10 protein-coding genes and 1 pseudogene are annotated in these 16,518 nt (G+C 44.3%); 3 read left to right on the forward strand and 8 right to left on the reverse strand.

The window, feature by feature from the left end:
* Positions 1-13 precede the first annotated feature (13 nt).
* The 3 genes and pseudogenes from WH214_RS04980 to WH214_RS04990 all read right to left on the reverse strand — a co-directional run bounded on the left by WH214_RS04980 (position 14) and on the right by WH214_RS04990 (position 4,006).
* Positions 14-1,144 (reverse strand): annotated as a pseudogene (locus WH214_RS04980) (ABC transporter permease).
* Between the two features lie 10 nt (positions 1,145-1,154).
* On the reverse strand, positions 1,155-2,966 hold the full coding sequence (locus tag WH214_RS04985; RefSeq protein ID WP_339422908.1) for an ATP-binding cassette domain-containing protein: 1,812 nt from the start codon (positions 2,964-2,966) through the stop codon (positions 1,155-1,157).
* Positions 2,967-2,983: 17 nt separating this feature from the next.
* On the reverse strand, positions 2,984-4,006 hold the full coding sequence (locus tag WH214_RS04990) for an HlyD family efflux transporter periplasmic adaptor subunit (protein ID WP_339422909.1): 1,023 nt from the start codon (positions 4,004-4,006) through the stop codon (positions 2,984-2,986).
* A 110-nt stretch (positions 4,007-4,116) separates the two neighbouring features.
* On the opposite strand from WH214_RS04990, the gene WH214_RS04995 reads away from it, so the two are divergent.
* The gene (locus WH214_RS04995; RefSeq protein ID WP_339422910.1) at positions 4,117-4,752 is read left to right on the forward strand and encodes a CerR family C-terminal domain-containing protein; all 636 of its coding nucleotides are present in this window, start codon (positions 4,117-4,119) and stop codon (positions 4,750-4,752) included.
* Here WH214_RS04995 and WH214_RS05000 read toward each other — a convergent pair.
* Positions 4,743-6,497: an amidohydrolase gene (locus tag WH214_RS05000; RefSeq protein WP_339422911.1), complete on the reverse strand. Its 1,755-nt coding sequence runs from the start codon at positions 6,495-6,497 to the stop codon at positions 4,743-4,745. The two genes, WH214_RS04995 and WH214_RS05000, sit on opposite strands and share 10 nt — an antisense overlap.
* A 153-nt stretch (positions 6,498-6,650) precedes the next feature.
* Complete coding sequence (locus tag WH214_RS05005; protein ID WP_087527897.1) at positions 6,651-7,535, reverse strand: LysR family transcriptional regulator; 885 nt, start codon at positions 7,533-7,535, stop codon at positions 6,651-6,653.
* 108 nt (positions 7,536-7,643) lie between these two features.
* Here WH214_RS05005 and WH214_RS05010 point away from each other — a divergent pair, with 108 nt between their 5' ends.
* Positions 7,644-8,219, forward strand: coding sequence for a chromate transporter (locus WH214_RS05010; protein WP_339422912.1), 576 nt, complete (start codon positions 7,644-7,646; stop codon positions 8,217-8,219).
* Entirely contained in the window at positions 8,216-8,731 is a 516-nt protein-coding gene (locus WH214_RS05015) for a chromate transporter (RefSeq protein WP_339422913.1), read from the forward strand. Before WH214_RS05010 ends, WH214_RS05015 begins: the two co-directional genes overlap by 4 nt.
* 148 nt (positions 8,732-8,879) lie before the next feature.
* On the opposite strand, the gene WH214_RS05020 is transcribed toward WH214_RS05015, so the two are convergent.
* From WH214_RS05020 to WH214_RS05030, 3 genes are read right to left on the reverse strand one after another with little or no spacing between them, the layout of a single operon-like run.
* Positions 8,880-10,277: an efflux transporter outer membrane subunit gene (locus tag WH214_RS05020; RefSeq protein WP_339422914.1), complete on the reverse strand. Its 1,398-nt coding sequence runs from the start codon at positions 10,275-10,277 to the stop codon at positions 8,880-8,882.
* 21 nt (positions 10,278-10,298) lie between these two features.
* Positions 10,299-13,406, reverse strand: coding sequence for an efflux RND transporter permease subunit (locus WH214_RS05025; RefSeq protein WP_339422915.1), 3,108 nt, complete (start codon positions 13,404-13,406; stop codon positions 10,299-10,301).
* Complete coding sequence (locus tag WH214_RS05030) at positions 13,403-16,516, reverse strand: multidrug efflux RND transporter permease subunit (protein ID WP_339422916.1); 3,114 nt, start codon at positions 16,514-16,516, stop codon at positions 13,403-13,405. The genes WH214_RS05025 and WH214_RS05030 overlap by 4 nt, the downstream gene beginning before the upstream one ends.
* Positions 16,517-16,518: the final 2 nt, after the last annotated feature.

The raw sequence follows: 16,518 nt of genomic DNA on the forward strand, positions 1-16,518 counted from the left end.
ATTTTTCCTTTCGCTAGCCCAAAAGCTTTTTCAGCGTACGCGCGGTCATTACCGTGAATAGCACGATATAGATCAATAAAATGCCACATTCTTTGAACCATAAAGACCAATCATCACCACCGAGTAATAGCGTTTTAATCAAAGTCATATAGTGCGTTGCCGGTAAAACATTGCTGATGATTTGCACAATTAGCGGTAAGTTTCGTGTATCGAACACAAAACCTGAAAGCATCAAAGCGGGCATGAAGCTGGCCAGTAGTGCCATCTGACTGGCTTGAAACTGACTTTTTGATAGGCCTGAAATCATCAGACCCAGCAGTAACGACACCATTAAATATAAAAAAGAAGCGCTCATGACAGAGAGCAGTGATGCGCGAATGGGTACATCAAACAGAACATGTGCTGCAACTAAGCACATCACAATATCGATCATCCCAATCACGATATAAGGCGCCAGTTTTGAAAGTACAATTTCTAGAGGACGTACGGGCGTAACATATAATGCTTCTAAAGTGCCACGCTCGCGCTCTCGTGCAATCAGCAAGCCAGTTAAAAATGCGCCAACCAAGGTCAAAATTAGGACAGTTAAACCCGGCACTAAAAACCATGTGCTATTTGCAGACTCGTTAAACCACATACGTTGTTCAACCGTGATAATGCCACCCACCGAAGCTGCATTGGTTCGGTCTGTTTGTATCAAACTGGTGGTATTGAGCGCACTGGTAATATAACCCTGCAAAGCCGAAGCAATACTGGTCGAACGGCCATTCGTAATGACCTGAACAGCACCCACTCCCTTTGCATATTGCTCCGCAAAGTTGCTGGGTATATTGACGATGGCATCAATTTCCGCATTGCCCATTGCAGCTTCAGCTTGGCTAAAACTTGGATAGTGCTTTACAGTAATGTATTTAGAGCCGTTTAGCCCACTCATCAGTTGCTGACTCTGTGGTGTGGGTTGTTGCTCCACCACCCCGACGCGTCCGTTGGTTTAGTCGAAAGACAGTCCATAACCAAACAGTAAAATTAAAATAATCGGTAAAATTAAACCGATCGCCATACTGCTTTTATCACGAAGCAGCTGTTTGGATTCTTTACGTGTCAAAGCAAACAGTCGTGTCCAGAAAGCTGAGAAATGATTCATGTGACGCTCCTCAATGAGCCTGCATGTCTGCACGGGAATGTTCAACGATGGCAATAAAAGCGCCATTCATATCATTTACACCCTCTAACTGTGCCATCCCACGAATCTGTTGAGGTGTGCCAATCGCCAACAATTTCCCTGCATCTTGAATCGCAATCCGATCACAATATTCAGCTTCTTCCATAAAGTGTGTAGTCACAATAATGGTCATGCCTTGGTTCGCTAGCTCTCCAATGGTGTACCAAAAAGAGCGCCTTGCTAATGGATCAATACCACTGGTCGGTTCATCCAAAAATACAATTTCAGGCTGATGTAACAGTGCTGCTGCCATCGACAAACGCTGTTTAAAACCATTTGGTAGATCACCGCTTTTAGCATGTGGCTTAAGTTCAAACTGAAGCAACGCTTTATCAATTTTCTGCTTTAACTGTTTGCCCGATAAGCCATAAGCGCCACCAAAAAACTTTAGATTATCCAGTACGCTCAAATTGCCATACAGGGCAAACTTCTGCGATACATAACCAATTTTTGCCCTTGCCTGCGCACGAGCTGTACGCAAATTCATGCCTGCCACTTCCAACACACCACTGCTGGCGGGCAGTAAGCCACAGAGCATACGAAACGTCGTGGTCTTGCCTGCACCATTGGGGCCAAGTAAACCAAAAATTTCGCCTCGAGATACATCAAACGAGGTACTGGCTACGGCGGTAAAGTCGCCAAAAGTGCGTACCAAATCCTTCACCACAATCACAGGTTTCTCGAGCTGCTGTTTTACATTCTGCTCTGTTTTAACTTGTGGTGGATCAGAGTTTTCTATCCATGATTTTGAAGGGTCTAAAGCTAAATTTTCCTGTGCCAATACCGTTTTTTGAATATGTTTCGCCTCGTGTAAAAGCAACATAAATGCATCTTCTAGATCTGCTGCTCTTGGTTCTGTAACAACGCCTTTGGGCAAAAGATCTGCTGGAAGTATGAGGCTTTCAGTTCGCGTAATAAAACGCACTACATCTCCTTTGGGAACTGCATCGGCAATATAATGTTGATTATCGAGTAAATGTGCTTGTAACACCCGCGCCTTCATGTTGGGACTGGGTTTTACTTGCCATGTTTGTCCCTGTGCCTGAGCCGTCAGTTCGTCAGGTGTGCCTTGCTTTAAGACTTGCCCATCCAACATGACATAAACCTGATGGCAGCGCTCAGCTTCATCCATATACGCCGTACTGAGGATGACACTCAAGTTCTCCTCCCTCACCAACTGTTCAATGATGATCCACAAATCACGGCGTGAGAGTGGATCAACACCCACACTTGGTTCATCCAACAGCAATAGTTCAGGTGAACGCACTAAAGTGCAGGCCAAACCTAACTTCTGCTTCATACCCCCAGAGAGTTTTCCTGCGGGACGTTCAGTAAAGCGCGCCAAGTCGGTAATCTTGAGCAAACGTGCAAAACGCTCCTTGCGAACGTCCATTGGCACGCCATGCAAATCCGCATACAAGTCTAAATTTTCTTGAATACTGAGGTCTTCATACAAACCAAACTTTTGCGGCATGTAGCTGATACGATCTTGCACAGATTGTGGATCTTTGGCGACATCCATTCCTAAGACTTTTAAGCTTCCAGTGGTTGGCTCATATAAACCTGCGATCAATCTTAAAAATGTGGTTTTACCAGCACCATCAGGCCCGACCAAAGCCGTCAGTTGCCCTGCCTTGATCTGCATATTTATGCCTTGCAAAGCCTGAACATCATCCAAACCTTTTTGTTCTGCTTGAAAGGTTTTGTTTAAATCTGTGGCAATCACAACGCTCTCTAATGACATCGACTTACTACCATTCCTTAAGGATTGTTCGTGGCAGTTAGATGAGATGATTTTGCTATGTGCACCGTCACAGGCTGTCCCATTTTCAGTTGGTCATTCGGGTCATCGACATAAATACGGACTTCATAAACCAAAGTCGTGCGGATATCTTCAGTCTGTACCGTTTTCGGGGTAAATTCAGCGACAGATGAGATATAACCAATTTTTCCTGTGATGGGCTGATTCGGCTGTGAGTCACGAAGGACTTGGGCTGCTGCGCCCATATTGATATGTCCAAGATCCGTTTCACTGGCATAAACACGCACCCACTTAGGATGGATCAGGGCAATGGTATAGACGGACTTGTTTGAAGTCGTCATGTCGCCGACTTCTTGTAAACGTGCACGAATTACGCCATTCACAGGTGCCAGCAGCTTACTTTGCGTAATTTGGTAATCAATCAAATCAAGATTGGCCTTGGTCGATTCATATTGTGCTTTAGCCGCTTCACGATCTTCTGTGCGTGCACCTTTCAAAAGTAGCTCTAGGTTGGCTTTTGTTTCACCGACAGCTGCTTCCGCCATTTTCATATTGCTTTTTGCAGCATCAACTTCTTGCTTACTCACCGCTTGACCCGCAGTACTCCGATTTAAGACATTTAAACGTTGATATTGTTTATCGGCATTTTCAAATTGGGCTTGGGCAGACTGTACTTTCGCTTTCGCTTGGGTAATCTCTTCAGGTCGATTGCCCGCAGCTTGCTCATTTAAAGTTTGCTGTTGAACGTGTAACTGTGCTTGGGCTTGCTGTGCTTGTATAATCAGCGATTCGGTATTTAGTTCGGCAAGAACCTGACCTTTTTGAACGCGATCACCTTCTTGAACAGCCAAGCTTTGAATGCGCCCAGCCGTTTCAAATGCTAGCGAGACTTGTCGAATATCAACATTGCCATATAACACCAGATGATCGGGATCGGCTTTGTCTCGACTGAACCACAAAAATGCAGCCGCTACAGCAATGAGCAATACCCCAACCAGCAGTATGAACTTACTTTTGTTCATGTACACCAAACCTTTGCTTAGTTTTAATACAAGTTTAAATTTAATTTAAACTATAACAATTCAGTTAAGAAAGATATACTTCAAGTCTAAATTTTGATGCAGAGTAAATAATGTCTAGAGCTGGACGTAGCGATGGTGATTTAACCAAATCGAAAATTTTGGATGCTGCTGGCCGCCTAATTGCTCAGGATGGTTTTGCAAAAACCACGAGTAAAGCCATTGCCAAGCTGGCCGAAGTCGATTTAGCTGCCATTAACTATCACTTCGATGGTCGTGATGGCTTATATCGTGCCGTACTTGCCGAAGCACATACGCATTATATTGATGAACAAGAACTCTTAACCTTGCTTAACAGCTCTAAAACGCCCACTGAAAAACTGGAAGCTTTTTTTGGAAGCCTGATCGGTAAGCTGGTTGAAACCGATGTCTGGCATAGCAAGGTGTTTGTTCGTGAACTTTTTTCACCGACCACCCACCTATACACGTTTATGCAAAATGATGGTGCGCGAAAGTTTCTTTTGGTTAAAAAAATTATTAGCCAAGTTTCAGGTATCGATGAAAATCATCCTGCACTTTTGCCTTGTGTACTCAGCACCGTCGCGCCTTGTATGATGCTGATTTTGGCAGATGCAAATGGTCCAAGCCCACTTAAAAATGTCTCCAAGCTTGAACCTGCACTTTTAGTCAAACATCTCATGACCTTTTCAGTCGCAGGTTTACAAGCCGCTAAACAACTTTATCTTTGATAAACCAACTGTCCTTGCTTATAGGTTGCAAGAACTTTGATGTCTTTGATTTTAGACGGATCAATTGTGATTGGATTGTCACTTAAAACAACAAAGTCACCGTATTTCCCAGTACTTAATGTGCCTTTGATATCTTCTTCAAAATACTGATATGCAGCCCAGTCCGTCATCGTTTTAAGTGCGATATACGGGCTAACTTTTTGAGCCTCACCCAAAACTTTGCCTGTTCGCGTGATGCGATTAACCGTTGCATCCAACACCATCATGCTTTTCGGTGGGATAACAGGTGCATCATGATGCTCGGTGAAAATCATGCCTTTTCTTAAGGCCGAACCTGTTGGTGAGATGTGTTCAGCACGCTTTTCACCTAAGGTTTGTACTACATGCCAGTCGCCCCAGTAGTAGGTATGCAAAGAAAAAAATGAGGGGATCAAGTGAAGCTGTTTCGCCCGATCCAGTTGATCCTCTCGCATGGTTTGCGCATGAATAATCACATCTCGTCGCTGTGAGGCATCATATTTCTTTTGTGCATTGGCAATCACATTAAGGTATTGATCAATCGCGGCATCACCATTGGCATGTGCCAAAATTGGCCATTGTTGTTGAAAAGCCAAATCAATCATGTGCTGAACTGTTTTCTGCTCTGGAAATGCAGGATAGCCACGATAGTTCTTATCTTTCCCTTCAGGTGGAACCACATAAGGTTCTGTTAACCACGCTGTTTTACCTTGGGGTGAACCATCTAAGCTAATTTTCACGCCACCAATTCTAAAGTGATTGACATAGTTTTTGCTTACACCTTTTTCGAGCATATACGCCTGTTCTGAACTGATATCAGGATAAGCAACGACATCGATGGCTAATTTGTTTTGATTGGCCAAACTGCGCCAAAGTTCTGAAGTACCACGATCAGCCCGTCCTTCTTGTACCGTGGTGTAACCATTTTTCATATAGGTTTGTACCGCAGTCAACGCCATCTGCTGCATCATTTCAGGTGGGACCGTTTTAAACGCCTGTAACATGGCCTCAATCACAACACTTTCTTCCAGTACACCATTCGGAATATTGGTCCCCACCACACGTCGAATCACACCACCACTGGGGTTACTACTTTTTTCATTAATGCCTAACAACTCTAGCGCTTTGTGATTCACAGAGGCCAAATGTCCAGACTGATGCAAAATCAGCACCGGTTGAGTCGTTGAAATCTGATCTAAATCTGTGGCTGTCGGATGGGTTTTCTCTTGTAGCTGGGCATCATCATAACCATTGCCAATAATCCAGCCAGAAGTCGCTTGGACAAAAGTTGGATTTTGCTTCGCCCACGCCTTCATTTCTTGGATAAGTGTGGCAATACTCACCACCTTGCCATCTGGCGGCGGATATAAATTTGCCACAGTTTGCTGCATACCGACAGAGTTTAAATGACTATGGGCATCAATGATGCCTGGGATGACGGTATTGTTATTCAAGTTTAAGCGTTTCGCCTGTGGCGCAAGCTTTTCAGCCTCAGACAATGTGCCTGTATAACGAATCTTTCCGTCTTGAATTAACATGGCATCGACATAGCTGGGCTGCATGCCTTGCATGGTTAAAATGGGGCCACCATAGACCAATAAGGCATTTTGCGCCTGTTGTTGTGTGTTTGAAGCGGTGCTAGACAGACTGGTTGCACAACCACTTATCATTACCACAGTGGAAGAAAGTAGAGCCGTGAGTGCAAAAGAAACCTTATTAAAAAGCATGGGTTAAACACCTCATATTGCTAAATATTATATTTTGCTCCGTACGAGCATTCGTTATAGGTATAAAACTTTAAATACAACACATCATCACTCTACCTTAGCACTTTAAGCCGGCTCTTGTCAGGCAGAATAAGGTGCTCAATATTCAACAGATTATTGCAATAACTTTAAGATGTGTTGCAAACGGACATTGTCTATATTTTCTTTATACACTGCATAAATCGGCGCAATACATGGATTGTTCGCCTTGAGTGCTTTATAAACAATCTGCTTATTCCAAAAGTCACGGATGGCCTCAGGCACGATGGATAAACCAATCCCCGCAGCAATCAAGTTTAAACTCGAGGTTAAACGTGGCGCTTCTTGTACAATTTTGGGACTAAATCCAGCTTGGTAACAACTGGCCAAAATATTATCGAATAAATCTTGCCCTGCTAAACGTCGATACAACACAAAATCATGCGGTTCAAGATCCAGCAAGTGAATCGGTTCGGCTTGTTCAGCCAAAGGATGATTGTTGGGTAAAGCCACAATGAGCGGTTCATCTAATACATGTAGACTGGTTAAACCAAGGCCAATCGGTGCAGGTTTGCGTAAGAACACAATGTCATTTTTTTCATTACTAATGGAGTCTATCAGCGAGCTACTGCCATCTTCTTCCAGATGAATTGAAACACGTGGAAAAGTTTCCCGAAAGTTACGCAGCAAGGCCGGTAAAAAAGGATGTAAGCCAACCGAGTTGGTAAAGCCAATATTAATCTGACCTTCGACCCCCAAAGAAATATCCTGCACACGTTTAGGAATTAACTGTGCATGCGCCAATATCGCAAGGGCTTCTTTGTACAAAACCTTGCCCGCTTCCGTTACCTCAACACCACGTGGCAAACGCTTTAACAGTTGAGCATTCAGCTCTTCTTCCAAGCTTTTGATAATCCGTGTCAACGGTGGTTGTTGCATATTCAAACGAACAGCAGCATGCGAAATATTACTTTCTTCTACCACTGCAACAAATGCTCTGAGTTTATGAATATCGATCATGTCTGCCCTATTAAACATACTTTTTCAGTATATATAACGTCAAAAATAGCATTTTTCAACATATGTCTACAGGTTCATACTGGGCATATTCCACAAAAGGTGAAGGACATGAACACTGAAGTACTCCCTGCTGAACAAATAAGCCACCCGAGCTCTCGGGAACTTTTTGCAGGCTTTATGAAGCTGGGACTCATGGGCTTTGGTGGCGTACTGCCACTTGCGCACCAAATGGTTGTAGAAGACCAAAAATGGCTCAACACAGAAGAGTTCACGCACTTATTGGGTGTCTGTCAAATCCTCCCCGGTGGAAACATCATTAATATGGCTGTTGCGATTGGCTATGAGTTTCAGGGAGTTAAAGGTGCTATCAGTGCCGTTCTCGGGTTAATTTTTGCACCGACGGTGATTGTGATTTTGCTGTATCAGCTCTATAGCCAATTTCAAAGTATCCCCATGATTCAGCACATGATACAGGGTCTAGCAGCGGCAGCAGCAGGTTTACTGTTTGCCATGGGTTTAAAGATGTTGAAACCCATTCTGAAAAGTTACCTCACGATCTTTACCATTGCGCTGACCATTGTCTTTATGCTGATTATTAAAATTCCATTGGCACTGACATTACTGATCTTAGTGAGCATCAATGTCGCAGTCTTAAGCTTGAAAAAAAGAGGAAAAAACGCATGATTTTAATCACCTTAGCCATCGTTTTTACCCAGCTTTCTATACTGGCCTTTGGTGGCGGCAATGCCATTTTGCCTGAAATGCAACATCAAGTGGTTGAAGTGCATCGTTGGCTTACTGCCACAGAGTTCAGTACCATGTTTGCCATGGCTCAAGCTGCTCCGGGCCCCAACATGATGATTGTGCCACTGGTCGGCTGGCATGTGGCTGGACCTGCTGGACTGTTCGTGACTTCATTGGCGAAGTTTGGGCCCTCTTCTGTACTGACTATATTTGCACTCAAGTTTTGGAATCAGTGTAAGGATCACCCACTACGTAGCATGTTTGAAAAAGCACTGAAACCAATTACTGTCGGCTTGGTTTTGGTCAGTGCCTATATTATTGCCGCAGCATCTGCTCAGAACTGGTTACTCATTGCAATCGTTATCGTCGCTACTGGTTTAAGTTTAGTTAAAAAAATTCATCCACTGTGGGTCATGCTCTTTGGAGCAATGTCAGGCGCACTGTTTTTATAAACGGTGTGTCATAAAAGTTCGTGTTCAATAGCACATACTTTCTATTTTATTGTTACTTTCAAATAAATAGCATAAGCCTTACATCTGATGCCCAAGATGTAAGGCTTAATTTCGTTTGGGCCAATAACCATGTGAAAAAACCAAGGCGTTAGGAAATATTTCCACCCAAAGCAGTCATTAATTGCGCTGTATTTTTTAATTGCATTTGTTGTAACTCTAATGTGCTCTGTTCAGCTTGCAGCCTTAAATTCTGCGCCGTGACCACTTCCAAATAACTGACTAAACCTGCGTTATAACGTCGCATCACCACTTGTTCATTTTCTTTAGTCAGTTGCAGTAACTGAGCTTGCTCCAGTTGTTGTTGTTTCAAACTTGAAGTTTGCATTAAAGCATCATCAACTTCCTTCCAGCCCGTAAGTACAGCTTGCTTATAGGCTGCTAATTTTTCATCATAACTTGCCCGCGCTTGGGCAATTTCAGCTTGCCGTTTTCCACCATCAAAAATAACCGAAGCAGCTTCTAGTCCCGTAGACCATAAATATGCAGGGGCTTGGAACAGCTGACCTAACACTTGGCTATTTAAACTTGCATTAAGACCAATACTAATATCTGGCAACCAAGCTGTTTGCGCTAAACCCAACTGTGCATGTGTACTCGCAAGTTCCCGCTCTGCACGAATCACGTCGGGACGTTGCATGAGTAAACGACTGGGTAGCTGCGTGGGTACAGTAGGAATACTCAAACCTTGCTGACGTTTTACCAATTGAAACTGAGCTACGCTTTTACCCTGCAAGACTGCCAGCACATTTTCCTGTAAATTACGTTCACGCTGCATTTCAATCTGCTGTATTTGCACTTGTTTCAACTGCGTTTCTGCCTGTATCACATCTGCCCGCGCAATCATCCCTGCTGTATATTGGTTTTTTAAAATTTGCACTGAACGTATGTAACTTTTTTGGGTTTGCTGTAATACATCAAGTTGCGCATCCAAAACACGAATGTTCCAATAAGCCTCAGTCGCCAATAACTGTTGATTCAACTTTACTGCGGCTAAGTCCGCCTGCACTGCTTCTAAATTTGCCTGTTGTCCATCTATCGCTTTCGCCACACGTCCCCAAACATCGGGAATCCAGCTGGCCTGAACCCCTGTGCTAAACTGACTGTTTGGAGATGTATACTTTGCGCCATTACGCTTGGCAGCACCTTCTAAGCTTAGACTGACAGAACGACTGGCTTTTTGCTGTTCAAGTAAAGCATTGGCTTGTCTATAACGTGCCTCAGCCTGTTTCAAATTTAAGTTTTCTGCATTTAACTGTTGCAGCAGTTGGCTTAAAACAATGTCTTGATAAATGTCCCACCATGCGACTGTCGCGCCTTTTAAGCCTGCTGTTTCTGTCCAATTGAGCGCAGCATATTTATATTGCTCATCTACATGAATCAGCGGTGTTTTATATTCGGGAGGGCGTACGACCGCCGTAGAACTACACGCAGTCAACAACAACACACAACTTAGGCTGAAGACATTTTTATAAACCAAACCTGACATTCTATTTTCCTATTTCTCTATCTATTTGCCTAAGCTTTGCAGCACAAATTTACGTTTAAATCTCGAACAAGATTCAGCCCATTTTTCAAAGAGCAAATACAAAACAGGCGTTGTGTACAAAGTTAAGAGCTGCCCAAGCGCTAAGCCGCCCACAATGACCACACCCAAAGGCTGACGTAACTCAGCCCCCTCACCCCAACTACAAGCCAGCGGAATTGCACCCAATAATGCTGCGGTATTGGTCATTAAAATCGGGCGAAAACGCAGAGCCGCCGCAGACAATACAGCTTGATATGCCGACTTTCCTGCACGCCGTTCATATAACGTAAAGTCAATCAATAAAATGGCATTTTTCACCACGATACCAATGAGTAAAAACATGCCCAACAATGCAATCAGGGTAAACTCAAAATTAAATATCCATAAGGTCAACAATGCGCCTAAAGCCACAGCAGGGATGGTCGATAAAATCGTTAACGGATGAACCACACTTTCATAGGTCACCCCAAGCACGATATAAATCAACAAAATCACTGCAAGAATCAGTAAAGGCGTACTTAATCCCGCTTGTAAACTTTCTGCTTCTACATCTTTGTCCGTGGTCATAAAAACGTTGTTTGGCAACATCACTTCAGTGAGGACAGATCGGATCGCGGCATCGGCCTGTTCATAGCTATAGCCCTGTTTCACCACATAACCAATACCCATAGCGGCATATTGATTACGTCTATACACTCGATCATTGGTAATTCCATAAGACCATGTCGCAAAGTTACGTAGCGGCACAGCCTGTCCCTCTTTGTTGGGAACTTGTACATTGGCTAAGGATTCAGGATGTTCCGTGAAGTACCTATTTACCTCCATGACCACATGAAACTGTTGGGTCTGATCATAAATGGTTGAAATCTGGCGCTGTGAAAATGAGTTGTTCAGTACACTTGAAATGCTTTCAATATCAACACCCAAACGGCGTGCCGCTTCACGGTCTACATCTAGGGTAACATGCTGCGCGCCTTCATCCCCCATGGTTTCCACTTCTTCAAGTTCAGGCAGTTTTTGCATGGCCTGCGCGACTTTCGGTACCCATTGGCGCAGCTGTGCAACATCATCTGACTGTAGTAGCAGCATATAATCTTGGCCACTGCCACTTGAAAAAGGATCATCCAGTTCTAACTCTTGTTCTACACGCGCTGAGAAAATTGCCCCAGCCTGCCACGGCGCATTTTGTTTGATACGCTCGACAATGGCATGTGAGCTTTGCCCCTCACGCTCTGCTTTGGGTTTTAAACTCACCATGAAAAAAGAATTGGTGGTTCCGCCTGCTCCGCCTGAGGTTCCAACCACATCTTTTACAGCAGGGTCACTCAACAAGCTTTCACTAAAGGCTGCAATTTTGGGTTGCATAATTTGAAAGGAAAACCCGTCATCACCACGAATAAAAGCCTCAACCCGTCCTGTATCTTGCTCAGGCAATACCCGTTTAGGCAGGTGCTGATAAACATAGAATGAAGCCCCAATCGCACCTAGCCAAAATAAAATCACGACATAGCCATGTGCTAGCATCCATTTTAAAGATGTTAAATAAGCATGATTGAACTGCTGCATGCAACGATGGCTAAATTGATATAAAGGCTGATGTTGGTCGCTCTCTAACGGTTTTAAACAACGTGCAGATAAGCTTGGTGTTAGGACCAAGGAAACAAAAACAGACAACACTACAATAAAAACTAAGGTCAGTGAAAACTCGCGGAACAGCCGCTCAATCACACCGCCCATAAACAGCACTGAAATGAAAATCACCACCAAAGCCAAATTCATGGCCACTAAAGTCAGCCCCACCTCCTGAATCCCTTTAATGGCAGCCTGTACAGGAGAATCTCCCTGCTCAATATGACGCTCAATGTTTTCCAGCACCACAATCGCATCATCCACCACCAAGCCAATAGCGACAATCACCGCCATAATGGAGAGGTTATTGAGCGAAAAGCCTGCCAAATACACCAAACTACACGCCCCGACCAAAGTCACCAGCATGGCAATACCCGGCACAAGAGCACTTTGCATACGCCCTAATATTAAGGCAACGACAATAATGACCAACAGCATGGAAAACAACAGTGTATCTCGGGCTTCCGCTAAACCTGCGCGAATGATTTCAGAACCATCCATCACCGTAGTCAATTGCGCATCTGCGGGAATCAGTGATTTTAATTCAGGCAGTTTTTCTTTGATTTGATCAATGGTCTCCACGGTATTGGCATTGGGTTGACGGCTAATTTTGATAATCACCGCAGGATGACCATTATGAAAACCACTGACATAGCGGTTTTCAACAGAATCTTGCACCTCAGCCACATCTTTTAAACGCACAATGGCTTGAGCATTACGATGAATCACCAAGTTGGCAAAATCTTGCGCTTGTTTTAAATCATTCGATAGTGCAACTTGCCAACGAAGTTGATCGGTTTCAACCACGCCCAATGCCTGTACTGTATTACTTTTTTCAATTGCAGTACGGACTTGTTCCAATGAAACGCCCTGTGCAATGAGTGCATTCGGATTTAAGGTGATCCGCACCGCAGGCATAGACGCGCCATCAATTTCAACCTCACCAACTCCACTTATCTGCGCAAGATTGGGCTGGAGTTGATTGCTGGCAATTTCATATAATTTACCCGCAGATAAATGCGCTGAACTCAATGCCAAATAAAAAATTGGGCTTTGGCTTGGATTAACCTTGAAATATTCAGGTGGGCTAGGCATTCCTGATGGAAGCTGTGACATTGCAACATTAATGGCCGCCTGTACTTCTCGTGCCGCCTCATTAATATCGGTCTCTAAGTCAAAGTGCAAAGTCACTTGCGTTGTATTTTGACTACTGGAAGAGTTAATTGCTTTTACCCCAGAAACGCCCATCATGGCCCGTTCTAAAGGTGTTGCAACCGTCGCCGACATACTTTCAGGACTTGCCCCAGGTAAACTGGCTCGCACCACGATGGTCGGAATATCTGCCTGAGGTAAGGACGCCACGGGTAAGCGGAAATACGCCAATACACCAAGCAACACAATTGCGATGCCCAGTAACACACTAGTAACAGGACGATGAACCAAAGCAGAGAGCAGTTTCAAGACTCGCTCCTTGTTTCATCAAGTTCAACGAAAGGCAACTTCGGCTTTTGAAAAGCATGCTGTAAACGATCAAAAAATAAATAAACCACAGGTGTGGTAAATAGCGTCAGTACCTGACTTAAAATCAAACCACCAACCATGACAATTCCTAGAGGCTGACGTAATTCAGCCCCTGAACCTGATGCCAACATCAGTGGAATAGCACCAACCAATGCCGCCAGTGTCGTCATTAAAATGGGGCGGAATCGCATCAACGCCGCCTGATAAATCGCTTGCTGAGGCGAAAGACCCTCTTGACGCTGTGCTGCCAAGGCAAAGTCCACCATCATGATGCCATTTTTCTTCACCAAACCGATCAATAAAATAATGCCGATTAAAGCAATCATATCGAGTGGTCGACCGACCATAAACAGCGCCAATAAGGCCCCGATTGCCGCAGATGGTAAGGTTGAAAGAATAGTGATGGGATGAATAAAGCTCTCATACAACATCCCAAGCACGATATACATGGTCACAATCGCGGCGATCACCAACCAAAAGGTATGCTGTTGCGAGTTTTCAAATGCAGTAGCAGCCCCTTGTAGCTGAAGTTTAACTTCAGCAGGTAAATTGAGCTGCTGCTCTACACGTTGAATGGCTTGAATGGCATCTCCCAAAGCTACGCCTGTTGCAAGGTTGAAAGAAATACCGTTGGCAGGAAATTGAGCTTGTTGCTGTAAAATAATCGGGACTCGTTTTTGCACAATGCTTGCCACAGAACTGAGTAAAATCGGCTCTCCGCTGGCATTATGGAGATAGGTTTGCTCTAAAGCTTGTATCCCTTGAGTTAATTCTGGCGCCAGCTCTAGGACAATGCGGTACTGATTCGACTGGGTATATAGAGTCGCAATTTGCCGCTGTGCAAATAGATTTTGCAAAGCCAAACTAATGTCTTCTACCGTTAAGCCGAATCTCGCTGCTGCATCTCGATTGACATCAATATACGCCTGTAAACCTTGCCCACCGTCTTCGCTACTCACTTCTGCAAACTCAGGTTGTTGGCGTAAAGCATCTACCAAGACGGGTGTCCATAACGCTAAGTCTGTGTTTTTTGCTGACGTCAAACTGAGCTGATATTGAGTACGACTAACTTTATCTTCAATACTTAACTCCTGCACAGGTTGCATCCAAGCGTGAATACCCTGAACATGGCCCAACTCTCCACGCAGACGTGACATGACTTGATCTGCACCCTCTCGTTCTGCATGTGATTTTAAGTTAATAAGAATTCGACCATTACTAAGTTTCGGGTTATTGGCATCAATTCCAATAAACGAAGATAGACTTTCAACAGAGGGATCTTTTAAAATTTCAGCCGCTAATGCTTGCTGGCGCTCACTCATGGCTTGAAATGAAATATCGTCTGGCGCTTCGGTCACTACTTGGATAACGCCACTGTCCTGCACAGGGAAGAAGCCTTTCGGAATCATCCAATACAAAAAACCTGCGAGTAACACTGTACTCAGCATAACGGCCAGTGTCAGGGTCTGATGCTGAAATACCCATTGCAAAGCTTTTCCATACTGCTGAATGATGCTATCCAGACTCCATCTATTGGCTGAAGTTTGATGCTCTGTTTCTTTTAATGATGCTTTGCCTTTGAGTAAATAAGCGCACATCATCGGCGTTAAGGTTAAAGAGACAACTAAAGAAATTGCTATTGCAGCTGCCAAAGTCACCGCAAACTCGTGGAACAATCGCCCCACCACATCGCCCATAAACAACAGTGGAATGAGAACTGCAATCAATGAAATGGTTAAAGAAATGAGCGTAAAACCAATTTCCTTCGACCCTTTGAGTGCCGCTTGCATCAGACTTTCACCAGCTTCACGATGTCGTGCAATATTTTCCAACATCACAATCGCATCATCCACCACAAAGCCTGTGGCAATGGTCAGCGCCATCAAGGTCAGGTTATTGACTGAAAAACCTAAAAAATACATCAGTACAAACGTACCAATGATCGACAGTGGAACAGCAATACTCGGAATAATGGTGGCTGATAAGTTTCTTAGAAAGAGAAAAGTCACCATCACCACTAAACAAACTGCAAAAACCAATTCCTTTTGCACATCGTGGATCGAACTACGAATACTCTCAGTACGGTCGGTCAGTACTCGAATTTTGACATTGTCGGGTAGGTTCTTTTGCAGCTCAGGCAACAGCTGTTTAATCTGATCGGCCACTTGAATCACGTTGGCATTCGGTTGACGCTGTACATTCACCAAAATAGCGGCTTGACTGTCTGCCCATGCCGCCATATAGCGGTCTTCACTGCCTTCAATCACCTGTGCCACATCTTTTAATCGAATCGGCGCACCGTTATTCCAGCGTAATATGAGGTTTTCATAGTCACCAATTGAACGAATTTGATCATTGGCATCCAGCATAGTACTGCGATAGGGCCCATCAAAACTGCCTTTGGGTTGACTGGCATTGGCGGCATTGATGGCGGTGCGGACATTTTCGGCACTCATTTTATAAGCGGCAAGCGCAGCAGGATTCATTTGCACCCGTATCGCTGGTCGTTGCCCACCAGCAAGGCTCACCATACCTACACCCGTGAGTTGAGAAAGCTTTTGAGCCACCCGAGTATCCACCATGTCATAAACCGTGGTGAGAGGTAAAGTTTCTGAACTAATTGCTAAGGTAATGACAGGCACATCGGCTGGATTGACCTTTCTATATACAGGTGGCGTTGGCAAATCACTTGGTAATTTACTGCTGGCAGTACTTAGTGCAGATTGTACTTCTTGCTCCACTACACCTAGTTCAGCACTTAACTCAAACTGTAAGGTAATGACAGACGCCCCGACAGAACTTTGCGAAGACATTTGCTTTAAGCCCGCAATTTTGCCCATTTCCCGTTCAAGCGGTGCGGTGATAGTCCGTTGTACCGTGTCAGGGTTTGCCCCAGGCTGAAAGGTATAAACCTGAATAATGGGATAGTCGACCTGTGGTAAGGCTGACACTGGCAAAAGCCGCCAAACCAATAACCCACTAAACAGCAATGCCAGCATCAACAGCGTGGTTGCGACTGGACGGATAATAAAGAACTTTGAAATATTCATGT

It is taken from the genome of Acinetobacter sp. MYb191 (assembly GCF_037572605.1).
Classification (GTDB): domain Bacteria; phylum Pseudomonadota; class Gammaproteobacteria; order Pseudomonadales; family Moraxellaceae; genus Acinetobacter; species Acinetobacter johnsonii.